The 19361-nt window shown below is 43.1% G+C and carries 19 protein-coding genes; 5 read left to right on the forward strand and 14 right to left on the reverse strand.

From position 1 onward, the window contains the following. Positions 1–25: 25 nt before the first annotated feature. Both ACOJQI_RS18175 and trmB read right to left on the reverse strand, forming a co-directional pair. Complete coding sequence (locus tag ACOJQI_RS18175) at positions 26–868, reverse strand: YtnP family quorum-quenching lactonase (RefSeq protein ID WP_421380605.1); 843 nt, start codon at positions 866–868, stop codon at positions 26–28. A 444-nt stretch (positions 869–1312) separates the two neighbouring features. Next, positions 1313–1957: a tRNA (guanosine(46)-N7)-methyltransferase TrmB gene (gene trmB, locus ACOJQI_RS18180; RefSeq protein ID WP_421380607.1), complete on the reverse strand. Its 645-nt coding sequence runs from the start codon at positions 1955–1957 to the stop codon at positions 1313–1315. Positions 1958–2294: 337 nt separating this feature from the next. Between trmB and ACOJQI_RS18185 the strand changes: the two genes are divergently transcribed. Both ACOJQI_RS18185 and ACOJQI_RS18190 read left to right on the forward strand, forming a co-directional pair. Then, the gene (locus ACOJQI_RS18185; protein WP_421380610.1) at positions 2295–2420 is read left to right on the forward strand and encodes a hypothetical protein; all 126 of its coding nucleotides are present in this window, start codon (positions 2295–2297) and stop codon (positions 2418–2420) included. Between the two features lie 138 nt (positions 2421–2558). Then, a complete protein-coding gene (locus ACOJQI_RS18190; protein WP_421380612.1) occupies positions 2559–2837 on the forward strand; it encodes a YtzH-like family protein in 279 nt (92 codons plus the stop codon). On the opposite strand, the gene ACOJQI_RS18195 is transcribed toward ACOJQI_RS18190, so the two are convergent. The 5 genes from ACOJQI_RS18195 to thpR all read right to left on the reverse strand — a co-directional run bounded on the left by ACOJQI_RS18195 (position 2834) and on the right by thpR (position 8472). Continuing rightward, positions 2834–3607 (reverse strand): phosphotransferase, encoded by a 774-nt coding sequence (locus tag ACOJQI_RS18195; RefSeq protein WP_421380615.1) that lies wholly within the window; start codon positions 3605–3607, stop codon positions 2834–2836. The genes ACOJQI_RS18190 and ACOJQI_RS18195 overlap by 4 nt on opposite strands. Positions 3608–3751: 144 nt before the next feature. Continuing rightward, positions 3752–5896 (reverse strand): type I pullulanase, encoded by a 2145-nt coding sequence (gene pulA / locus ACOJQI_RS18200; protein WP_421380617.1) that lies wholly within the window; start codon positions 5894–5896, stop codon positions 3752–3754. A gap of 21 nt (positions 5897–5917) precedes the next feature. Beyond that, a complete protein-coding gene (locus tag ACOJQI_RS18205; protein WP_421380619.1) occupies positions 5918–6865 on the reverse strand; it encodes a diacylglycerol/lipid kinase family protein in 948 nt (315 codons plus the stop codon). Further along, on the reverse strand, positions 6862–7845 hold the full coding sequence (locus tag ACOJQI_RS18210) for an NERD domain-containing protein (protein ID WP_421380621.1): 984 nt from the start codon (positions 7843–7845) through the stop codon (positions 6862–6864). The genes ACOJQI_RS18205 and ACOJQI_RS18210 overlap by 4 nt, the downstream gene beginning before the upstream one ends. Before the next feature lie 60 nt (positions 7846–7905). Beyond that, the gene (gene thpR, locus ACOJQI_RS18215; protein ID WP_421380623.1) at positions 7906–8472 is read right to left on the reverse strand and encodes an RNA 2',3'-cyclic phosphodiesterase; all 567 of its coding nucleotides are present in this window, start codon (positions 8470–8472) and stop codon (positions 7906–7908) included. Between the two features lie 318 nt (positions 8473–8790). On the opposite strand from thpR, the gene cysK reads away from it, so the two are divergent. Further along, entirely contained in the window at positions 8791–9720 is a 930-nt protein-coding gene (cysK, locus tag ACOJQI_RS18220; RefSeq protein WP_421380626.1) for a cysteine synthase A, read from the forward strand. A 41-nt stretch (positions 9721–9761) separates the two neighbouring features. Here the strand turns inward: cysK and ACOJQI_RS18225 are convergent, their stop codons facing one another. From ACOJQI_RS18225 to ACOJQI_RS18240, 4 genes are all read right to left on the reverse strand, one after another. Beyond that, the gene (locus tag ACOJQI_RS18225; protein ID WP_421380628.1) at positions 9762–10091 is read right to left on the reverse strand and encodes an ArsR/SmtB family transcription factor; all 330 of its coding nucleotides are present in this window, start codon (positions 10089–10091) and stop codon (positions 9762–9764) included. Continuing rightward, positions 10092–10511: an SRPBCC family protein gene (locus ACOJQI_RS18230; protein WP_421380630.1), complete on the reverse strand. Its 420-nt coding sequence runs from the start codon at positions 10509–10511 to the stop codon at positions 10092–10094. A gap of 186 nt (positions 10512–10697) precedes the next feature. Then, positions 10698–11438 (reverse strand): ABC transporter permease, encoded by a 741-nt coding sequence (locus ACOJQI_RS18235; RefSeq protein ID WP_421380632.1) that lies wholly within the window; start codon positions 11436–11438, stop codon positions 10698–10700. Continuing rightward, the gene (locus tag ACOJQI_RS18240; RefSeq protein ID WP_421380633.1) at positions 11435–12349 is read right to left on the reverse strand and encodes an ABC transporter ATP-binding protein; all 915 of its coding nucleotides are present in this window, start codon (positions 12347–12349) and stop codon (positions 11435–11437) included. The genes ACOJQI_RS18235 and ACOJQI_RS18240 overlap by 4 nt, the downstream gene beginning before the upstream one ends. Before the next feature lie 273 nt (positions 12350–12622). Between ACOJQI_RS18240 and ACOJQI_RS18245 the strand changes: the two genes are divergently transcribed. Beyond that, on the forward strand, positions 12623–15127 hold the full coding sequence (locus ACOJQI_RS18245; RefSeq protein WP_421380635.1) for a cyanophycinase: 2505 nt from the start codon (positions 12623–12625) through the stop codon (positions 15125–15127). 177 nt (positions 15128–15304) lie between these two features. Continuing rightward, positions 15305–16294, forward strand: coding sequence for a glycoside hydrolase family 43 protein (locus tag ACOJQI_RS18250; RefSeq protein ID WP_421385507.1), 990 nt, complete (start codon positions 15305–15307; stop codon positions 16292–16294). A gap of 445 nt (positions 16295–16739) precedes the next feature. Here the strand turns inward: ACOJQI_RS18250 and ACOJQI_RS18255 are convergent, their stop codons facing one another. The 3 genes from ACOJQI_RS18255 to ACOJQI_RS18265 all read right to left on the reverse strand — a co-directional run bounded on the left by ACOJQI_RS18255 (position 16740) and on the right by ACOJQI_RS18265 (position 19193). Then, the gene (locus ACOJQI_RS18255; protein ID WP_421380637.1) at positions 16740–16955 is read right to left on the reverse strand and encodes a hypothetical protein; all 216 of its coding nucleotides are present in this window, start codon (positions 16953–16955) and stop codon (positions 16740–16742) included. A 184-nt stretch (positions 16956–17139) separates the two neighbouring features. Next, positions 17140–18147, reverse strand: a complete 1008-nt coding sequence (locus ACOJQI_RS18260; RefSeq protein ID WP_421380639.1) for a FecCD family ABC transporter permease — start codon at positions 18145–18147, stop codon at positions 17140–17142. Next, complete coding sequence (locus tag ACOJQI_RS18265; protein WP_421380642.1) at positions 18147–19193, reverse strand: FecCD family ABC transporter permease; 1047 nt, start codon at positions 19191–19193, stop codon at positions 18147–18149. Before ACOJQI_RS18265 ends, ACOJQI_RS18260 begins: the two co-directional genes overlap by 1 nt. Between the last annotated feature and the right edge of the window lie 168 nt (positions 19194–19361).

Below are 19361 nucleotides of genomic sequence, written 5' to 3' on the forward strand. Positions count from 1 at the left end.
AAGGCGGATGCCTTTCAGTTTTTTATTATTTTTCCCGATCTATAGTCTTTTCTATTTCATCCTGCTCATTCCATTTCAATGCACGATATACCGCATCATGATAAAACAAGAACCAAAACCCTTCATCAATGGCTTTTTGGATCCATTTTTCCTTGGCATAAATTGATGTCATCGGATAATCATCATAGGCCAGGACCCACAACGGATTTTTGTGCGCATGTGTCGGCATGAGATCTGCCATATGAATGAGTTTGTTTTCCCCTCTTTCAATGACGATGATGGAATGGCCGTCACTGTGGCCTCCTGTGTGAATCATTTTTACTCCATCAAGGACTTCCACTTCTTCTGAAAATGGTTTTACCTGGTGAGCAATACTCTCCCAGTTTTCTTTCCAGTATGTATTCTTGGAGCGGATATTAGGATTTCTCATTTCATCCCATTCCGTCTGGGAAGTGTAAATCTCCGCGTTAGGAAATACAGGCACCAATTTTTCTCCTTCATATTTCGTTAACCCGCACGCATGGTCGAAATGCATATGAGTCATTAAAATGATGTCGATGTCTTCCGGGGTCACCCCCAGTGTTTTCAAAGAATCTTCTATAGAGGATTCTTCCGTTACCCCATAGTTCCGCTTTTGTTTATCTGTAAGTTTACCGCTTCCGATTCCGGATTCGATCAGAATATTTTTACCATCGAGCTGAAAAAAGATTGGATCTGTTCTTAACTCGATCTGATTTTTGTCATTGACCTCGTACTTTCTGGACCACAGCGGCTTTGGCACCACGCCGAACATCGCACCGCCATCCATCCTGGTTACCCCTCCATTAAGCCATTTAAAGGTCAGGCCTTGAAGCTCCAATGATTCCATATAATCTCTCCCCTTTCTTCCTCTTCATATTATCAGAAAATTTATTGCAATTGAAACTGGTTGACTTTCATCGATGAGGTTTTTTAAGGACGCTGGTTTCCCTTTTCATTTTTTAAAGTCCTTTAAGGAGCTTTTAAAAGACTTTAGTTTCTCTTTCCCTTTTTTAAAGTCCTTTAAGGGGCTTTTAAAAGACTTTAGTTTCTCTTTCCTTCTTTTAAAGTCCTTTAAGGGGCTTTTAAAAGACTTTAGTTTCTCTTTCCCTTTTTTAAAGTCCTTTAAGGGGCTTTTAAAAGACTTAAGTTTCTCTTTCCCCTTTTTTAGAGTCCTTTATAACACTTTTAAAGGACTCTTGTATCCCTCCTTCTTTTTTAAAGTCCTTTACAATTTAAAAGGCTCTGCTCATAAAAAAGAACAGCCCATCTCATGAGCTGCTCTTTGTTCAAATTATTTTTTTGGATACTGTACTTCACTGCGGTAAATCCTCTGTCCTCTTGATGAGAATTTTTCTTCGTATTCCGTCATGATGTTGCCTTCAAAATCGCTGTTATGAAGGTCAAGGCTGAGGAAGTTCAGCAAAAGTCCGTAGTGAGAGAAACTTTTGAGGGAGTATTCAAACAATCCCTGGTTATCTGTCTTGAAATGGATTTCACCTTCATCTACAAGGATATCCTCATACAGCTTCAGGAACGTTTTATATGTCAGACGCCTTTTTTCATGGCGGCTTTTCGGCCATGGATCTGAGAAGTTCAGGTAGACCCTGTCCACATCATTTTTCTCGAAATACTCTTTCAGATTTTTGGCATCGACATTCATCAATTTCACATTAGGGATGTCCGCTTCAATAATCCTGTCCAAAGCCGACACAATGACACTTTCATACAACTCGATACCAATATAGTTAACGTCAGGATTGGCTTTGGCCATTTCCGTCACAAACTGTCCTTTACCCGTTCCAACCTCAATGTGAAGGGGATTATCATTCCCGAATACTTCATTCCATTTACCCTTATGTTCTTCCGGCTGGGCAATGACATATTGAGGATGATCATTAAGCTTTTCGCTTGCCCATGGTTTATTTCTTAAACGCATATAGACACCTCTTTTTTCTTAGGCTCTTTTCATTTTAAAAAAAAGCAATAAAATATAATTTCTTATCGTCAAAACAATACCACGACATCCCTTTCTCTGCAAGCAATGTCGGAAAGAATCAGATTTTGGTCCTTGTTTCTATAATCTGAAGTATCCTTGAGGATATTCCTGTATTTATATAGTTCACACCTTTGTATGCGTTTACATTGAGGTTTATCCCTGATAGGGCTGTTCAGACCGTCCCTATGCCAATTTGGATTAGAGGTTCATTCTGGTAAGGTTATTAATGTACATTGTTGATCGGTCTTGGAAATAAACCAAAGGGGATGAAATGTTTATGATGAAATTATTAAATATGGCTGCTGAGGTTTCTGTTCTAGCTGGAATGACTGTTATGTTTGTAGGGTACAGCTTGTTCGTATATCCTTTCGAGAAACTGACTCAGCGTTCTATCTCAATATAAGATATGAAAAAGCCGCCACGATTTTCGTGGCGGCTTTTGTATTTACCGAACCATACAGCGGCCATGAATAAACAAAAAAAGAATTCACAAACTAAGTGTGAATTCTTTTCTTTATATCAAACCGGAAAGGGTGTTTGTATGCCGCTCGGACATCAAGATCAAATGAACTTGTTAAAGGATATATTAACGAATCACTCTGACGATTGCTGTGGTTCGGTAGCAGAGTGTGAACAATTGGAACGCCTGGTGAAATCCTTGATGGTCAATACCAATATCGGCGATGGGATCAAACCGATTCTTCAGGAAGTGTATAACTACAGCCAGGATGGGATCAATTCATCCAATCTGGATGCCCATATCACTTCTCAAAAAAGTAATCTGTCTCAATGGGTCCAGAATATGGATACTCTCTCTTAAACGATGGAATGCAGGTACTTCAGCCAATGATTCATTTCGTGGAATCGTGCTTTTCCCTTATGCCATTGTATGGATATAAGGGTTTGCGACACTACGTACCATTTCATCCTCAATCGGAGATTTTCTGTTAACGGAACTCCATATTGGGAGAGCCATGTTTCCCAGTTTTCCTCAGGGATATACCAATACAAAAGAAGCCCGATATCGATTGCAGGATCGGCAATCATGGCTCCATCCCAGTCAATAAGATACAGCTGGTTGTTATCAGACAACAGCCAGTTGTTATGGTTAACATCCCCATGGCATACGACATATTCGTCATGGGAAATGTTTGGCAGGTCTGTTTGCAGGAAATGCAAGGCTTCCCTTACCTTCGGATGTGAAAGTAATTCGAAGTCGAGGCCCGTCTCCAGCTCCGTCAACATATGTTCGGGCTGAAAACGTTCTTTCCCCAATCTTTCCAGCATCGTCAACAGCGGCCTGGAGGAATGGATTTTCTTTAAGAGCTTGGCCGCCCTCTCCTCTTCCATCTCATCGGGATTCAATTCTCTCCCGTTCAGCCAGTGCTGGGCTGTGATGACGTCACCACTTTCTATTCTCTTCGTCCAAACAAGTTTAGGGACAATTCCTTCAGCTGAAAGAACAGCCAAAAAAGGAGAAGAGTTTCTTTTCAGGAAAAGCTTCTGCTCCTGATAACGGGCAAAAAAGGCTTCTCCCGTTGCTCCGCCCGCCGGTACGATTTCCCATTCTTGATCAAATAAGTGTTCCAATAATATTCACCTTCTATTGGTTCGCTTCATTTATATTAAAATAATGTCTTTAAAATAAAAAAGACAGCTATTGGGCAAAAAGTTCAATAGCCATCCTTTTCAATATTATCGTCTCTTCCCCTGTTTCGTCAAGTCCTATTCAAACTACCTGCAGCATACGTAACAGCTGACCGGTCCGGCTGACAAGCTGTCTCCCTCCAGTTCTTCCAATGCTTCAAGCCCCGCTTTCCGGCCGTCAGATATGAGTTTCCAGGCTGTTTCCCCTTCCGGCAAGGGAACAGATATGGTTTCTTCATTTGCATGGAATATCAAAAAAAGTTCATTCCAGGGTCCGTAGGCTTTTACATTTTGAAAATGCAAAGTGACCGTACCTTGTAAGCTGTGGTCTGCGCGAACATGTTTCTTGATCAATTCCGAAGCAGTGAACCGGAAAGCTCCATGGGCTTTTCGGATGGAAATCAGCCCTTTAATGTACTCAACCTTATCCTGGTATAATGTTCTTCTTTTCCAGTCCAGCTGATTGATTTCATCCGGAGACCTATAACTGTTCTCGACTCCCTGTTTTGTACGGAAAAATTCCTGTCCTGCATGCAGGAACACGATTCCTTGGGAAAGCAGTACCATTGTACTTGCCAGGATATGCCGCTTTTCTTTCTCAACTTCATTTGAACAACAAGCTGAAATTTTATCCCAAAGTGTATGGTTATCATGGGATTCCACATAGTTTACGGTTTGTGATGGATGTGTAAACAATCCAGGATCATTCGTTAAACCGATGCTTCCTGTGAGTACTTCAGCTGCTCTTTTTTCAAGCCCGCTGTGTCCGAGTGCAAATCCCCGGTCATATAAGTTGAATGTGCTCCCTTTGATTCCATCCCTGAAAGAATCATTGAACTGGCTGATTCCAAGCATTTTGGCTGCATTACGGATATTGGCTTTAAGGTTTTGAGGCAGGGGTGTATTCAAATCCCAGCCTTCTCCGATGACCAGTGCATTCGGCAGGATTTTTTCCGCCTCTTCCTGCACATGATTCATTGTTTCCACATCAAGAATCCCCATTAGATCAAAGCGAAAACCATCAACTTTATATTCTTCCATCCAGTAGCGGGTGGAGTCGATGATAAACTTACGCACCATTTTTCTTTCAGAAGCAATATCATTTCCTACCCCGGTCCCATTGGAAGGCATACCATTTTCATCATGACGGAAGTAATATCCCGGCACGATTTTCTCAAAAGAAGAATCCTCTTTTATATAAACATGATTGTAGACAACATCCAGAATGACCCGGATTCCCCGATTATGCAGGGACTGAATCACTGATTTAAGTTCATTGATCCTGGAGTAAGGGTCCTCGGGACAGCTGGAATAACTGCCTTCCGGCGAATTGAAATATAAGGGATTGTAGCCCCAGTTATACCTGCCGTCGTCCCTGAGGTCTGAAACTCCTTCATAGTCATTGACAGGCAGAAGTTCAACATGTGTGATACCCAGATCATTCAAATAGTCGAGTCCTGTGCTGAGTCCTTCAGGGGATTCCGTTCCTTCCTCTGTGAATGCGAGATATCTTCCCTTATGTTTCATCCCGCTTTCTTCCTGGATCGAGAAGTCCCGTACATGCAATTCATAAATAATACTGTCCGTCTTGGATTCTATAGGAGGAAGTGACTCGAGAGGAGTACTCTTAACCAGGTCGACAATGGCTCCCCACTCACTGTTAAGCGACACCGATTTCGCATAAGGATCAACTGCTTCATGCCAATGCAAGTTAATGCAGGTCAGGTAGGTGTAAAACCATCCTTCTGCTTTTTCATTAAGAGTGAAGGACCATACTCCCTTCTCCCCCCTGTTCATTTCATATTGTTTCAGTGACTTCATCTGAGGGTCGGTGATCTTCACCTTCACCTTTGTTGCAGTCGGCGCCCATACCTTAAAAATCGTTTCATCATCCTTAAGGGTTACCCCCAGATCGCTGCCATCATAATAATATTTTTCATCAAATTCAGGTGTCCTGATAACCGCTCCGATCTGGAGGTCTGTTATCGTTCCATGTTCATCTTCAATATAATAAGTCCGGTCCAGTTTCGGTTCAAACTCCAAAGAACAGATGTATTTATTCTGTCCTTGAAGCGGGTGTGTTTCCTGAATGGCAAGAGGGGTCTTTTCATTGTTCTCTTCTTTTATAAAAAAGACAGAAGATTGTCCTTCATAGTAAGAATGGGGAAGCAGGATTGTTATCGTTCTCATTTTATCTAAATAGGCAAAAAAACTTCTCTGAATGATCAACATACAAACACCTCCCCCGTGATTTCAGCTCATCTCCGCTGTCTTCCAATTATGATGCTGAACTTCGATATGTAGCTTTCCGGTATCTTTGAGTATACCGATATATTCACCGTCCGCCTGTACAGGGACAGGAGCATGGGTTATTATATAGACTTCTTTCACTTTATAAGTTTCAACCTCTTTAAATAACGTATGTTTCCCCGAAAAAACAGATAGGAAAACCAACAGCAGCTTCCATCTCGACAGGCTGTGGACAACAGTCAGGTCAAGGAGTCCGTCAGAAGGATCAGCCGATGGCGAGATTTTCATTCCTCCTCCATAAAACGGCTGGTTTGAAATGGTTATAAACCATGTACCATTGAACGTTTTCTTTTCGCCGTTGATGACTGCTTCAATACAGATCGGCTTATAAGTCATTGCTTCTGAAAGTACCAGAAGAGCATAAATCAGTTTGCCCATTGAGAGTTTATTCAACCACTTTTTGATTGAAGATTTGCCCGCCTTTTCTGCAATTTTTGCATCAAACCCTGCTCCCATACTATTCACAAAGTACCCCTTGCGATACCCATTCAGTACATAATATCCTGTATCGTAGAATCTATCTTTATGCTGTTCCTGCTGAATCCGTCGAATGACATCGGCCCCAAGTTCAGGTTTTACAGGCCAGAGATATCCTTTGGCAAAATCATTGCCGCTTCCTGCAGGAAAATAACCGATCGTAACATTTTCATAGCCTGCACAATGGTTGATAATGCCGCTGATGGTACCATCTCCGCCGACTCCGACCACGAACAGCTTTTGAGCGGGATCTTTATCGAAAGCAGCCTGGACAATGTCTTTTACTTCTTCAGCAGACCGGGTGTAAAAAACATCTTCTCTTGGAACCAACAATTGCCTTTGCAGTCTTTTCCACACCTGTATGGAATAACTGTCTTTGGCATTGATATTGACAATATAAATGGTTCTCATCATTCTTTTTCCTCTTCGCTTTGAAAAACTGAATCGTAGTCCATCTGCCACCCCGACCGCTTAAAAGAAGTGCTTTGGCAAAAATCAAGAAGTCCCTTTGCAAGCTTCAGCTGCACATTTTTAATGGGGGACTGCACCGACCTCATTTTTTCAAACCACCCTTTATGCTCCCTTTTGTCAATAAGATATAAATTATGAGGAGCCATTTGATAGTCGACATATCCATTGCGTGAAATGATCCCTTTCTTTATAGGAAGATCGAGCTGGAGATGCTTCATGACAGTGGAGATGACCGATTCCATTCGATTGAGGGAAATGAGCGGATTTAACACCTTCATATCCCGGTCTCCCCATTTTTTCAGCCAAAACCGTTCCTGGGATCCTATATATGCCGCTCCATCTTCCTCCTCCAGGAAAGTCAGGCACCAAATGTCTGTCGGTGTGAGGAGGAGAATGTCCATTTCCATCGGTGCATTCTTGAACTTGAACACAGGAAAATACATCAGAAAGATATTATCCGGAAACCTTTTTAAAAAATACTTAAGGCGCTCATCCGATGTATAGCTTTTATCCACATAGGACTTTTCTGTCAAAGTGGAACTCGCCCATCTAAGCTGGAAGTGAAACAGCTGGTCGAGGAACAGATGCTTCAATTCTTCCTCGGTGGAAGGAAGTTCCGTTATCTTTAAATCCATTTCTGCATCTTCTTCCGATTGAGATGTGTACACCTCAGAATTCAAAGGCTCATCCATGCTGTCTTTTTCACGGCGCTTAAAGAATCCGCCAACCTTCGATATCAAGCCCTTTTTCTCCACTTCTTCCATTTCCCCGGGTTCATCCTGGAATAGGAGATCCCCTTGTTCCCAGCTTTCCTTCCATTTTTCCCACTGCTGCTTTTTTAACCGGACAAATTGGGTAGGATAACGATAAGTATCCAATTCATATCTTGAAATATAGTCCTGCAGCTTAATTAATTGTGCCATAAATTTTTTCCCCTCTTGCATTATATGTTTGTTTTCAGTGTTTCTTACGAATAATATTTTTCAACCTCTATTTAATTTAAATCTCTCAATGGTTTCATATTTAGGTATCCTGTCAAGATGCGTGCGGTATAGGACAAACTCTTCGACTTGGAAACTGATAGGCTCGGACAGCAAATAATGCTCCAGCAGACTGCTGCTGAACTTCCCTTCTCCCTTCCACTTCCTGGCAAGGGTAATGTGCGGATTGAACGGTCTTTTATCCAGTTCATAACCTTCCAGCTGACATGCTGAGTATACTGTGTCTCTCAGGGCGGATAATGAAGTTGAAGAACTTACATCTGCCCAGAGGACCCGGGGTGATGCAGGATTACCGAAAACTCCAGGCGTTTTGGTTTCCAACTGAAATGTGGATACACCATCCGTAACGCTATGGATTCTTTCCATGCTTCTTTTTAACCGGTCTTCTTCGGTTCCGCCTAGAAAAGCCAAAGTGATATGTACATCTTCGGGATGGACCCAGCGCTGAAACGGCAGGCTGCTTTTAATTTCAGATGCCCATTCCTCGATTTGTTTTTGGGTATCTTGAGGCAGCGGCACAGCATAAAAATAATGGTGTTGTTTCATCATACACACCTTCCCGTTTTTTCATTATTCTTATTTTAGCAGACATGGCTATCAACAGATATCTAAATAAGAAAACCAAGTTGCAGTCTCATCACAATTATTGCCATTTTTAATATCCTTTAGGCTCGTATTCTAAACTTGATTACATGCCAGCGAGTCGGGCACCTGGAGCGGAAATCCTTTTACCAAGGTTTTAAAACTTATATATTTGATAAGATTTATGAGAATTAGTAACATAATAATATAATCACTTTAATTAAAGGCAAAAGCTGTTTGCTGCCTTAAAATGACTGTATAGACAATTAGAAAGGGCGTAATAAAATGAAAGTTGTCCAAAATATAGCTGACTTGATCGGTGATACTCCACTGGTTAAATTGAATCGTCTTAAACCTGAAGGCGGAGCGGATATCTATGTAAAGCTTGAATTCTACAATCCGAGTAAAAGCGTAAAAGACCGCGCTGCCTTCCAAATGATCGTCGAGGCTGAGAAATCCGGACTTTTGAAAGAGGGTTCCACGATTATTGAACCCACCAGCGGCAATACCGGTATCGGACTTGCCATGAATGCGGCTGCCAGAGGATACAGAGCCATTCTTGTCATGCCGGATACCATGACACAAGAGCGAATCAATCTTCTGAAAGCCTATGGAGCGGAAGTCGTTCTTACTCCTGGTGACGAAAAAATGCCGGGTGCCATTCAAAAAGCGAAAGAACTGACCGATGAGATTGAAAATAGTTTCATGCCGATGCAGTTTGAAAATGAATCGAATCCAAACGCACACCGCAAGACAACTGCCGTTGAAATCATCGAAGCGATGGAAGAACTGGGCAAACCATTATCTGCGTTCGTAGCGACAGCGGGGACCGGCGGAACAATCACAGGAACTGGTGAAGTGCTCAAAGAGCATTATGAAGATATTGAGGTCCACGTCGTGGAGCCTGCCGGTTCTCCTGTCCTTTCCGGCGGTCAGCCCGGCAAACATAAACTAGTTGGAACAAGCCCGGGATTTGTTCCCGAAATCCTGAATCAGGATGTTTACGATGAAATTCATAAAATCGAAGATGAAGATGCCTATGACATCGCGCGCCGTATGGCAAGCGAAGAAGGCATCCTGGTAGGACCGTCTTCCGGCGCTGCCTGCTATGCAGCCATTCAGGTAGCTAAGAAGCTATCCCCGGAGGATGTTGTGGTATGTATCGCATGCGATACAGGTGAAAGATACCTGTCCAGTGACTTGTTCAGGTTCTAATAAGCTTAAAGGTCCAGAGAACAACTTCTCTGGACCTTTCTTTATTTATCCTCTGCCTCATTATTCTCCAGAACATGCTTTAATATGGACAGTTTATTGGACCAGAACTGTTCATAATAGGCAAGCCACTGCTTCACTTCTCCAAGGGGTTCCGGATGAAGATGATAAATCTTTTCCCTTCCGGCTTTCTCCGATGAGACCAGCTCAGCTTCAGAAAGAATCTGTAAATGTTTGGTGATGGCAGTCCTGCTGACCTTGAAATGGGAAGTTATATCAGCGATGGACAAGTCGCCTTTGGCCAGGAGCCTCAATATTTCCCTGCGGGTCGGTTCGGCTATCGCCTGAAAAACATCATGCTTGGCCGCACCCACTTATCCTTCGAGCACCTTTCGAAGTTTTTCATTCACAATGCCAGTCCATCCGCCGTTCATCCGGTCTCTGACAATAGAACTTTTTTCTCGGGCTTTAGGCAATACTGTCTCTGCTTCTTTCCATCCGCTGTGAATAAGGGTGAATTCCGTTTCATCTCCTTTTTCTTTTAAAAGGAAAGTAACGACCCAGCCATCCGTATCCCAGGAAAAAGAGATTTTGTTTGGTTTTTCGACTTCAAGTACTTTACAAGGTGACGGCCCGAATGGAGATTGAATATGAAATTCACGGCCGACCTCTGGCACAAAATCATTCGGCATGAACCATGAAGAGATACCTTCAGACGTTGATACTGTCTCCCACACTTTGTCAATCGGGGCTTTGAATGTTGCCGTTTGCTGGATATCCTGTACTTTATTCATAAAAACACTCCTTACTTGCAATTTAAATAACACCTTTTGGTTTCATATAAGATTATATAACACCTAATGGTTTCATGTCTATAGCTTTTGGATATGTATGGTCTTCTATTCATCGGTAATGTTCTGAAAGTCCATTTAACAAATTAAAGGGCGACTGCTGGACTAAGCAATCGCCCTTTATTTGTATTATTTATCACTCCAACGGAAAAAACGTGAAGCCAGAATGGTCGAGACAACAGCTATTCCCAGCAGAACGATGACTTCAAGCCCAAAGTCGGTAATAGGCGCCTCACTCCAGGTCCCCCTCAGCATTTGAATGACATAGTACAAAGGCAGGACCTTTGCGACATACTGGAGGATGGTCGGCATCATTTCAAGCGGGAAGGTCGCTCCAGATAAAAACAGCATCAGATTCAAGAACAAGGAGCTGATAGCAGCGGCACTCTGGGTATTTTTGGCAAGCGAAGTCATGAACAGGGCAAAAGGGAAGAAAGCTAGGATACTGACCAGTAATGCCAGTAACGTACTGCCGATGTATGCGGGCAGCGTTAAATCATACATTAAGATTCCGAAAACCAGCAGCAGGACAGCCGAGATGGCAAAAATGACAGTCCCTTGAAAAGTATGGGCGGCCAGGATCTTCCATGGTTGAAGCGGTGTCGACTGATAGCGCCTCAGCACCCCTGTTTCACGATATCCTGTCAAAACTGTTCCAAGGGTAAAGAAAGATGTCGTGACGATATTGACTCCAATCCAGGCGGGAACAAACATCTCGGCAAACATGCGGGAATCCATTTCCTGGCCGACAAACATGGAACCGAACAGCCAAATCATGGCCACTGGAAATAGAAATGTCCAGAAAACACTGAGACGGTCCCTGAAAAACATCTTAGTTTCTAAAGCAGCAAGCTTTGTGATAGCTGTCATCCAACCGCCTCCTCCTTTTCCAGGTAATGAACAAATAAATCATCAAGAGATCCTTTTTCAAACCTGAAATCGGAAAGATGGATCTGATTATCATGGCAATATGTAAAAATGTGATAGGCTGTTACCTGCTTGTTCTCACTGAATACCTTAAACAGCTTCTCCTCTTTCTCGATCCTCATCACTTCAGGCAAGGACTCCAAAAACCTCTCTTCAACCTGATCACTTTCAAAGGCAATGTAGTGTCCTGCAGGATTTTTCAGCAGCTCTGCAGGTGTATTGAGTGCTTTCAATTCCCCGTTGTAAATCATCGCTACCCGGTCGCAGAGTTTCTCCGCCTCCTCCATATAATGGGTCGTGACCACAATTGTGCATCCCTCGTCCCTTAACATTCTGATCATTGACCACATCTCTCTCCTGGCATGCGGATCCAGTCCCATACTCGGTTCATCAAGAAACACAATTTCCGGACTATGGAGAGTTGCCAGCGCCAAGGTCACCCTTTGCTTCCACCCGCCTGAGAGATCCTCAAAATGGACATTCAACTTCTCATTCAGGTTCAATAGTTCAATCAGGTAATCTTTCTTTGTTGAATCACTGTAGAATGATGCAAAAAGGTCAAGGGCCTCTTTCACTTTCATCTTCTTTTGGATTGAGGTTGCTTGAAATTGAACTCCAATCCGCTTATTTAACTCCCGTAATTGCTGACTTGGCACCAATCCAAGCACCTCAATCGTCCCTTGTGTCGGTTTGCTGATTCCTTCCAGCATTTCAAGTGTCGTCGTCTTGCCGGCTCCATTCGGCCCGATAATCCCAAATATCTCTCCCCTTTTCACTGAAAAGGAAATGTTTTTCACCGCTTGAACCGAACCGAAATTTTTGGATAGATTTTCGACTTTAATAACATTCTCCAATCCCCATTCCCCCTTGCTTCCATTTTGGATGTTTATGTATATTACGATTTAGAAAGACTGAAAGTTTCAATATTAAATAAATATGAGTTTGGGCTCCTGATTATTTTAATAGGTTATTATTCATAATGAATTCATCCTTTAATCACCCATTTCAACCAATATACCTTCTTGCAACCAAATAAAATCTGAAGATTCGGTGTTTTTTTCACTGGCATAAAACTTGCATACCTACTAATGAATAACCAAATCAAGGTGTGAAGGGAGAATGGTGAGTTGAAAAAACTTCTTATTTTGGCAGTTGTTTTTTTATTAGTCGGCAGTATGTGCACTTCGGGGGTACTGGCGAACAAAGAGACAGCAGGCATCAAGGGTAATCTTGTGATCGCGGGAGGTGCACTTGGAAATACCAATCTGGAGGTATATCAGTCTTTTATTGAACTAGCGGGTGGTGAGGAAAACGCGAAGATAGGGATTGTTCCTTCAGCTTCCGGTTCATTGAAATCCTCCAAAGCTTTCAAAGAAGACTTGGTGAACTTGGGGGTGAATGAATTGTCGGTTGAAATTCTGCCGCTGTCCTCACATGACTTCAGCGGAACTGATGAAGATGAAAGTACGTGGGTTAAAAACAGCAATAGTAACGAACTGGCAGAAACAATTAAGGGTCTGACCGGCATTTGGTTCGTTGGAGGAGATCAACTGAAAATCACTGATACTCTTCTTGAGAAAAATGGGAAGAACACGAAAGCTTTAGATGCTATTTGGGATATCTACAAAGACGGTGCTGTAATCGGTGGAACAAGTGCCGGTGCAGCCATCATGAGTGATGTGATGATTACAGGAGGCGACAGCCTTGGTGGTTTTAGACAGGAATTCATTAAAAAAGATACCTCCGACCCTTCCAAAGATTATGCTCCGGTCTACATAGAGAAAGGGCTGGGATTCTTTCAATGGGGCATCGTTGATCAGCATTTTGATGAGCGTTCAAGATTGGGACGTCTGGCCGCAACAGCTATAAAGTATAAATCGGAACACTTTGCTTATGGTGTTGATGAAGATACAGCCATGGTCGTCAACAATCAGGAAAGAACGATTTCGGTCACGGGACGAAGCGGTGTTGCTGTCATTGATGTGAATGGTGCCAGGAAAAAAGGAAAAAGAATTGAAGATGTGGATGTCAGTTACTTGTCAGCAGGAGATGAACTGGACCTTGACTCGAAGAAGTTCACTTTCAAGGAAGATAAACTTGAAACAAAAGGATATGAATATTATGACTTCAAACCGCTTCCTGCTACAGGCGTCCTCACTTCCTATGGGACATTGAAACATTATCTGGCATACTCTCTTGTCGACAATAAGAGCAGCGACCAAGTGGAAAGCTATCTATACGATTCAAATGGAAAAGGCTTCAAGCTGAGTTTTAAAAAGGATGAGGACACAAATGGTTACTGGGGATATGAAGACGGACAGAAAGATTCATATTCACTTGAACATGTGAAAATGAGTATAGAACCGGCTGCTGTATCTTTTAAGAAAAGTCCGGAATTATTCCAGGATGTTTATAGAAAATCTACTTTTACCGTAAAGAACGAAGGCGTGAAGGATGGAACAAAAGGAAGCTTAGTGATGGTTGGCGGCGCTCTTGGCAGCAGCAATCAGGAAGTCTACAACGAATTCATAACCAGGGCTGGTAAGAATGGAAAAATCGGGATTATTCCGGCAGCGAGCTCAAGCTTAAAGTCTTCTTATGCTTTCAAGGCTGATTTAGAGCATTATGGAGTCCCACCTCAGAACATTGAAATCATCGAAATTTCAAATCATGATTTTAAGGGCACTGAGAAAGATGAATCAGCATGGGAAACGAATAAAAATGATGACAGGCTGGCGGAAAAAGTCAAAAGCTATGATGCCATCTGGTTCGTTGGCGGAGATCAAACTTATATTACGGCTTCCCTCCTGAATAAGGATGGTTCAAGGTCAAAAGTTTTACAAAGCATTTGGGACATTTATCATGAAGGCGGTGTCATCGGCGGAACGAGTGCAGGTGCAGCCATCATGAGCAATGTCATGCTCGCCGGTGGCGGCAGCTATGATACACTCGCTCATGGGTTTACTGAAAAATATGACAGTATGACCCAGCAGGAAGGCGGACCGGGTTATCTAGAGAAAGGGTTAGGGTTCTTCCCTCATGGTATCATCGATCAGCATTTCGATAAGAAAGCGAGACTCGGGCGCCTGATTGCAACAGCGGAAGAACACGGTGAGAAAGAACATTTTGCTTATGGAATCGATGAAGACACAGCCTTGGTGTACGATAACGCATCAGGAGATTTAACTGTTGCTGGCAGAGGCGGTGTGTCCGTAGTTGATCTGTCAAAGGCAGAAATCCAAAATTCAGCACCATCTTTCTTTCAAAACATCCGTCTTTCTTGGATTAAGTCAGGCGATACACTGGATTTGAAGACAAAAGAATTTACTATCAGTGATCATAAAATTTCAACAAAGGACTACGAATATTATGATTATAACGCTGCCCCTCATACAGGAGTGCTGACGCCTCACGGAAGCTTGGGAAACTTCATTTCTTACAGTTTGGCAGACAACTATGGAGAAAAAGAAATTACAAGCTACAGTTTTGCTGAAGGAAAAGGATTCCAATTGGATTTCCGCAAAGGGGAGCACACAGAAGGCTTCTGGGGATATAAAGACGGCAGCAAAGATGATTATTCTTTTGTAAATGTCGAGATGGACATTACTCCGGTAACTGTAGAGGTTGAATAAAGGGGAAAGAACCAGGCTTCGTCTGGTTCTTTTCTATGAAAAATTCTACTTTTTTTATCAGAAATTCCATTATTATTGGATTTCATCGATAACTTAGTTTCCTCGATATACAAAGTACAGAAACTCCGCTATACTAAAAATGTAAGCGTTTAAATTTAACAGATGGGGAGAGTTATGATGGGAACAAAATCAAAACAAAATGAACCTTTAGTTACGCATATTTTCACGGCCGATCCTTCTGCTCATGTCTTTGAAGGCAAGCTTTATATTTACCCTTCTCATGACCTTGACCATAACGGTCCTTCTAACGACAATGGGGACCAATACGCAATGGAAGATTATCATGTATTATCAATGGAAGACGAAAATGCACCGTGTGTGGATCATGGAGAAGCTCTTCACCTAAGAGATATTCCATGGGCAAGCGAACAGCTGTGGGCTCCGGATGCTGCATACAAAAATGATACGTATTATCTATACTTTCCTGCCAGAGACAAGGATGGTATCTTCAGAATCGGTGTGGCAACAAGCTCCAACCCTGCAGGCCCCTTTACACCACAAGAAGATTACATACCGGGAAGCTACAGCATTGATCCCGCAGTATTAGTCGATGGGGATGAAAAATCCTACATTTACTTCGGAGGACTTTGGGGAGGCCAGCTGGAAAAATGGCAGACTGGGACTTTCCTTGCTGATGTGACGGAAGGACCACCGGCAACAGCCCCTGCCATCGGACCAAGAGTGGCAGAATTAAGCGATGACATGCTTACTTTCAAAAATGAACCTCAGGAAATATCGATTGTGGATGAGGACGAAAATCCAATCCTTGCAGGCGACGAAGACCGAAGATATTTTGAAGGCCCATGGGTCCATAAGTATAATGGACTTTACTACCTGTCGTACTCAACAGGCACAACTCATAAAATTGTTTATGCCGTCAGCGAAAATCCTCAGGGACCATTCACGTTCAAGGGAACGATTTTGACTCCTGTAAGCGGCTGGACAACGCACCACTCCATTGTCGAGTTCAATGATAAATGGTATTTGTTCTATCACGACTGCTCATTATCAGGTGGAGTGGATCATAAACGCTCTGTAAAATTCACGGAATTGAAATATAACGAAGATGGTACCATTCAAACGATCGATCCTTATGAAGATAAATAAGCAAATGCCGGCCTCCCATGGGGACCGGCTTTTTTATGTATTAGAAACAGCTTTTATTCGGATATAAAAAAGGGACTTGTTAATAGAAATGGAAAAGTTGTTAATAAAGGAGTGAATCTTGTTAATAGAATTCAAATTTCGTTGATAGACCAGAGAAAATTGTTGATAGAAGCTGTATTTTCGTTGATAGAGCAAGGAAACTCCAGCGAGAAATCTGCCGGTTTTAACTGGCATCATTGTTTACTCGCTCCTCTTTTGGTGAGGGAATAGACCCCCTTTGGGAGCATCATTTCCCTCTCGCTCCTCTTTTGATGACGGCATAGACACTCTTTGGATACATCATTTCCCTCTCGCTCCTCTTTTAATGACGGCATAGACACTCTTTGGATACATCATTTCCCTCCCGTTCCTCTTTTGATGATGGCATAGACACTCTTTGGATACATCATTTCCCTCCCGTTCCTCTTTTGATGATGGCATAGACACTCTTTGGGTACACCATTTTCCTCCCGTTCCTCTTTTGATGACGGTATAGACACTCTTTGGGTACACCATTTTCCTCCCGTTCCTCTTTTGATGACGGTATAGACACTCTTTGGGTACACCATTTTCCTCCCGTTTCTCTTTTGATGACAGTATAGACACTCTTAGGGCGCATCATTTCCCTCTCGCTCCTTTGTTGATGTCCTGGGCTTCCCTAGAGCCACCTCTTTTTAAATTTAAATCAGTAACCCGAGGTGCTGGGTGCTGGATAACAATCTTTGTTATCACACTCTAAGACTTTTATAATTTCTTAAACAACGAAAAAAGAGAACGAGCAAAGGTACCCGTTCCCTAAAATTAATCTACGATTTCATCAACAAGTAAATAAAATAAATACCGCCGACAACAGATACGACTAACCCCACAGGTATCTCTGAAGGTGCCAAAATATTACGACCGATCGTATCGGCCACTAATAGCAAAAGCGCCCCGAGAAGTGCAGAAACCGGGAGCATTGCTCCGTGCCTTGCGCCGGCGAGCTTTCGGGCCAGATGAGGCACCACAAGACCTAGAAATGCAATTCCGCCTCCAACAGAGACACTCGCTCCTGCAAGTGCTACAGCAATGAATAACAGAACACGCCTTTCTCTTTCAACATGCGTTCCCAATCCTGCTGCCACATCATCCCCCAAATGGAGAGAATTCAATGTCCGGGCTTTAATAATTGCCAGCGGTATCAAGATCAGGATCCAAGGCAGCAATGTCAAAACATATGACCAATCCGTCCCGGATATGTTTCCAGAAAGCCAGACGGTCGCCCTCGTAAAATCCTTCGGGTCCATCATGTACTGAAAAATCATGATCAATGCAGAAAAGGCACTATTGATCCCGATACCGACCAATATCAGCCTGATCGGGGAAATTCCATTTTTCCAAGAGATCGCATAAATCAGCGCAGCTGCTATGGATGATCCAGCCAGAGATGCAATCGGCAATATGAAGATGGAAAGAGAGGATGCCTCCATTACACTGCTTTGGAAGAAATAAATATAAAGTACGACCGAGAAACCGGCTCCTGCGTTAATCCCAATGATGCCTGGGTCCGCCAGTTCGTTCTGTGTGACACTTTGCAAGATGGCCCCTGACACAGCCATCCCAGCCCCAATCAGCAGGGCAATCATCATTCTTGGGAGCCGAAAGTGGTATAAGACCATACTGTTTTGGGAAGTCCCATTCCCCGTAAAGGTTTGGAACACCTCCATCGGCGAAATTTTCATTACACCCATGTTCAGGCTCAGAACAAGTACAGCAAATATTGAAAGAATAAGCAAAATGGAAAGCTTCCAATTTTTCTTTACATCGGGTGACATCAAAGGTTCCTCCCTTCTTTGCGTGCCAAGTAGAGGAAGAAGGGAACACCGACCAAAGCCGTGACAGTGCCAACAGGCGTCTCGAATGGAGGATTGATCATGCGTGATACAGTATCAGCAGCAACGAGCAGGATCCCTCCAAGTACCGCAGAACATGGTATGATGATCCGATAATCCGCTCCTACAAGAAATCTTGTAATGTGGGGAATCACCAATCCAATGAAGCCGATCGTACCCGACACAGACACTGCAGCACCGGTCAGCAGCAGGACCACGATGGTCCCGGCGAATTTAACCAAATGTGTTCGGTGACCCATGCCCCTCGCCATGTCCTCCCCCAGACTGAGGGCAGAAATCGACCTTCCTATTAATAGCGCCAGGATTATTCCAAACAAAGCAACAGGAGCAAGGAGTTTGATATGCACCCATTGAACACCGGATAATCCGCCTGCGTACCAGAAACTGATATCCTTCGCTATATTAAAGTGAATGGTGATCGCAGATGAGACCGAAGTGAATAAAGCTGTTACAGCTGTCCCGGCAAGAGCCAGTTTTGCTGGTGTCAGGCCTGACTTGGAAACCGAGCCCACCAGAAAGACAATCGAGGTTCCGAGACCCGCACCTAGAAACGCCCACAGCATTAATGTTAGATTGGATGCTGATGGCATCATGGCCAAGGCAATCGCCATCATGAACATGGCACCTGCTGTCACCCCCATAATGGAAGGTGAGGCAAGTGGATTCCTTGTCATCCCCTGCATAATTGAACCCGACATCGCTAAAGCCGCTCCAATCAATGCGCCTGCCAATGCACGGGGAATCCTCAGATTCATAATGATCTGATGCGCCGGCAGGGATGCATCAAATTGCGTCAGGCTAAGCCAAATAGTTGCCAAATCAATGTCAGAAGCTCCATATATAATGGATAAACCCATAGTGAATACAAGCGCTATCGAACCGCCTGCCAGTAATAAAAGCGGAATCATTGCTGCAGACCGCAAGTCCTTTTTAGGGGGCAGATGATCTGCCGAAGACTGGCTGGACATGAAAAAAACCCTCCTACCAAACTATCTGATTATTATCGTAAAAACATAAAAATAAATGAGAATAATTTTCATTATATTATACAAAAGATAGAAGGGCAATCTCATGCATTGCAGGCTGCGCCTTCTTTTAACAATATTGCAAAAAATATTTTCAATTCCCTCTTGTAA

Source organism: Bacillus salacetis (assembly GCF_049177075.1).
Classification (GTDB): Bacteria; Bacillota; Bacilli; order Bacillales; family Bacillaceae_B; genus Rossellomorea; species Rossellomorea salacetis_A.

Bases quoted from the DNA above. Each gene is read 5' to 3' on its own strand.
- ACOJQI_RS18175 (WP_421380605.1), bottom strand. From the start codon at position 868: ATGGAATCATTGGAGCTTCAAGGCCTGACCTTTAAATGGCTTAATGGA.
- trmB (WP_421380607.1), bottom strand. From the start codon at position 1,957: ATGCGTTTAAGAAATAAACCATGGGCAAGCGAAAAGCTTAATGATCAT.
- ACOJQI_RS18185 (WP_421380610.1), top strand. From the start codon at position 2,295: ATGATGAAATTATTAAATATGGCTGCTGAGGTTTCTGTTCTAGCTGGA.
- ACOJQI_RS18190 (WP_421380612.1), top strand. From the start codon at position 2,559: ATGCCGCTCGGACATCAAGATCAAATGAACTTGTTAAAGGATATATTA.
- pulA (WP_421380617.1), bottom strand. From the start codon at position 5,896: ATGTTGATCATTCAGAGAAGTTTTTTTGCCTATTTAGATAAAATGAGA.
- ACOJQI_RS18205 (WP_421380619.1), bottom strand. From the start codon at position 6,865: ATGATGAGAACCATTTATATTGTCAATATCAATGCCAAAGACAGTTAT.
- ACOJQI_RS18210 (WP_421380621.1), bottom strand. From the start codon at position 7,845: ATGGCACAATTAATTAAGCTGCAGGACTATATTTCAAGATATGAATTG.
- thpR (WP_421380623.1), bottom strand. From the start codon at position 8,472: ATGATGAAACAACACCATTATTTTTATGCTGTGCCGCTGCCTCAAGAT.
- cysK (WP_421380626.1), top strand. From the start codon at position 8,791: ATGAAAGTTGTCCAAAATATAGCTGACTTGATCGGTGATACTCCACTG.
- ACOJQI_RS18230 (WP_421380630.1), bottom strand. From the start codon at position 10,511: ATGAATAAAGTACAGGATATCCAGCAAACGGCAACATTCAAAGCCCCG.
- ACOJQI_RS18235 (WP_421380632.1), bottom strand. From the start codon at position 11,438: ATGACAGCTATCACAAAGCTTGCTGCTTTAGAAACTAAGATGTTTTTC.
- ACOJQI_RS18250 (WP_421385507.1), top strand. From the start codon at position 15,305: ATGGGAACAAAATCAAAACAAAATGAACCTTTAGTTACGCATATTTTC.
- ACOJQI_RS18255 (WP_421380637.1), bottom strand. From the start codon at position 16,955: ATGATGCGCCCTAAGAGTGTCTATACTGTCATCAAAAGAGAAACGGGA.
- ACOJQI_RS18260 (WP_421380639.1), bottom strand. From the start codon at position 18,147: ATGTCACCCGATGTAAAGAAAAATTGGAAGCTTTCCATTTTGCTTATT.
- ACOJQI_RS18265 (WP_421380642.1), bottom strand. From the start codon at position 19,193: ATGTCCAGCCAGTCTTCGGCAGATCATCTGCCCCCTAAAAAGGACTTG.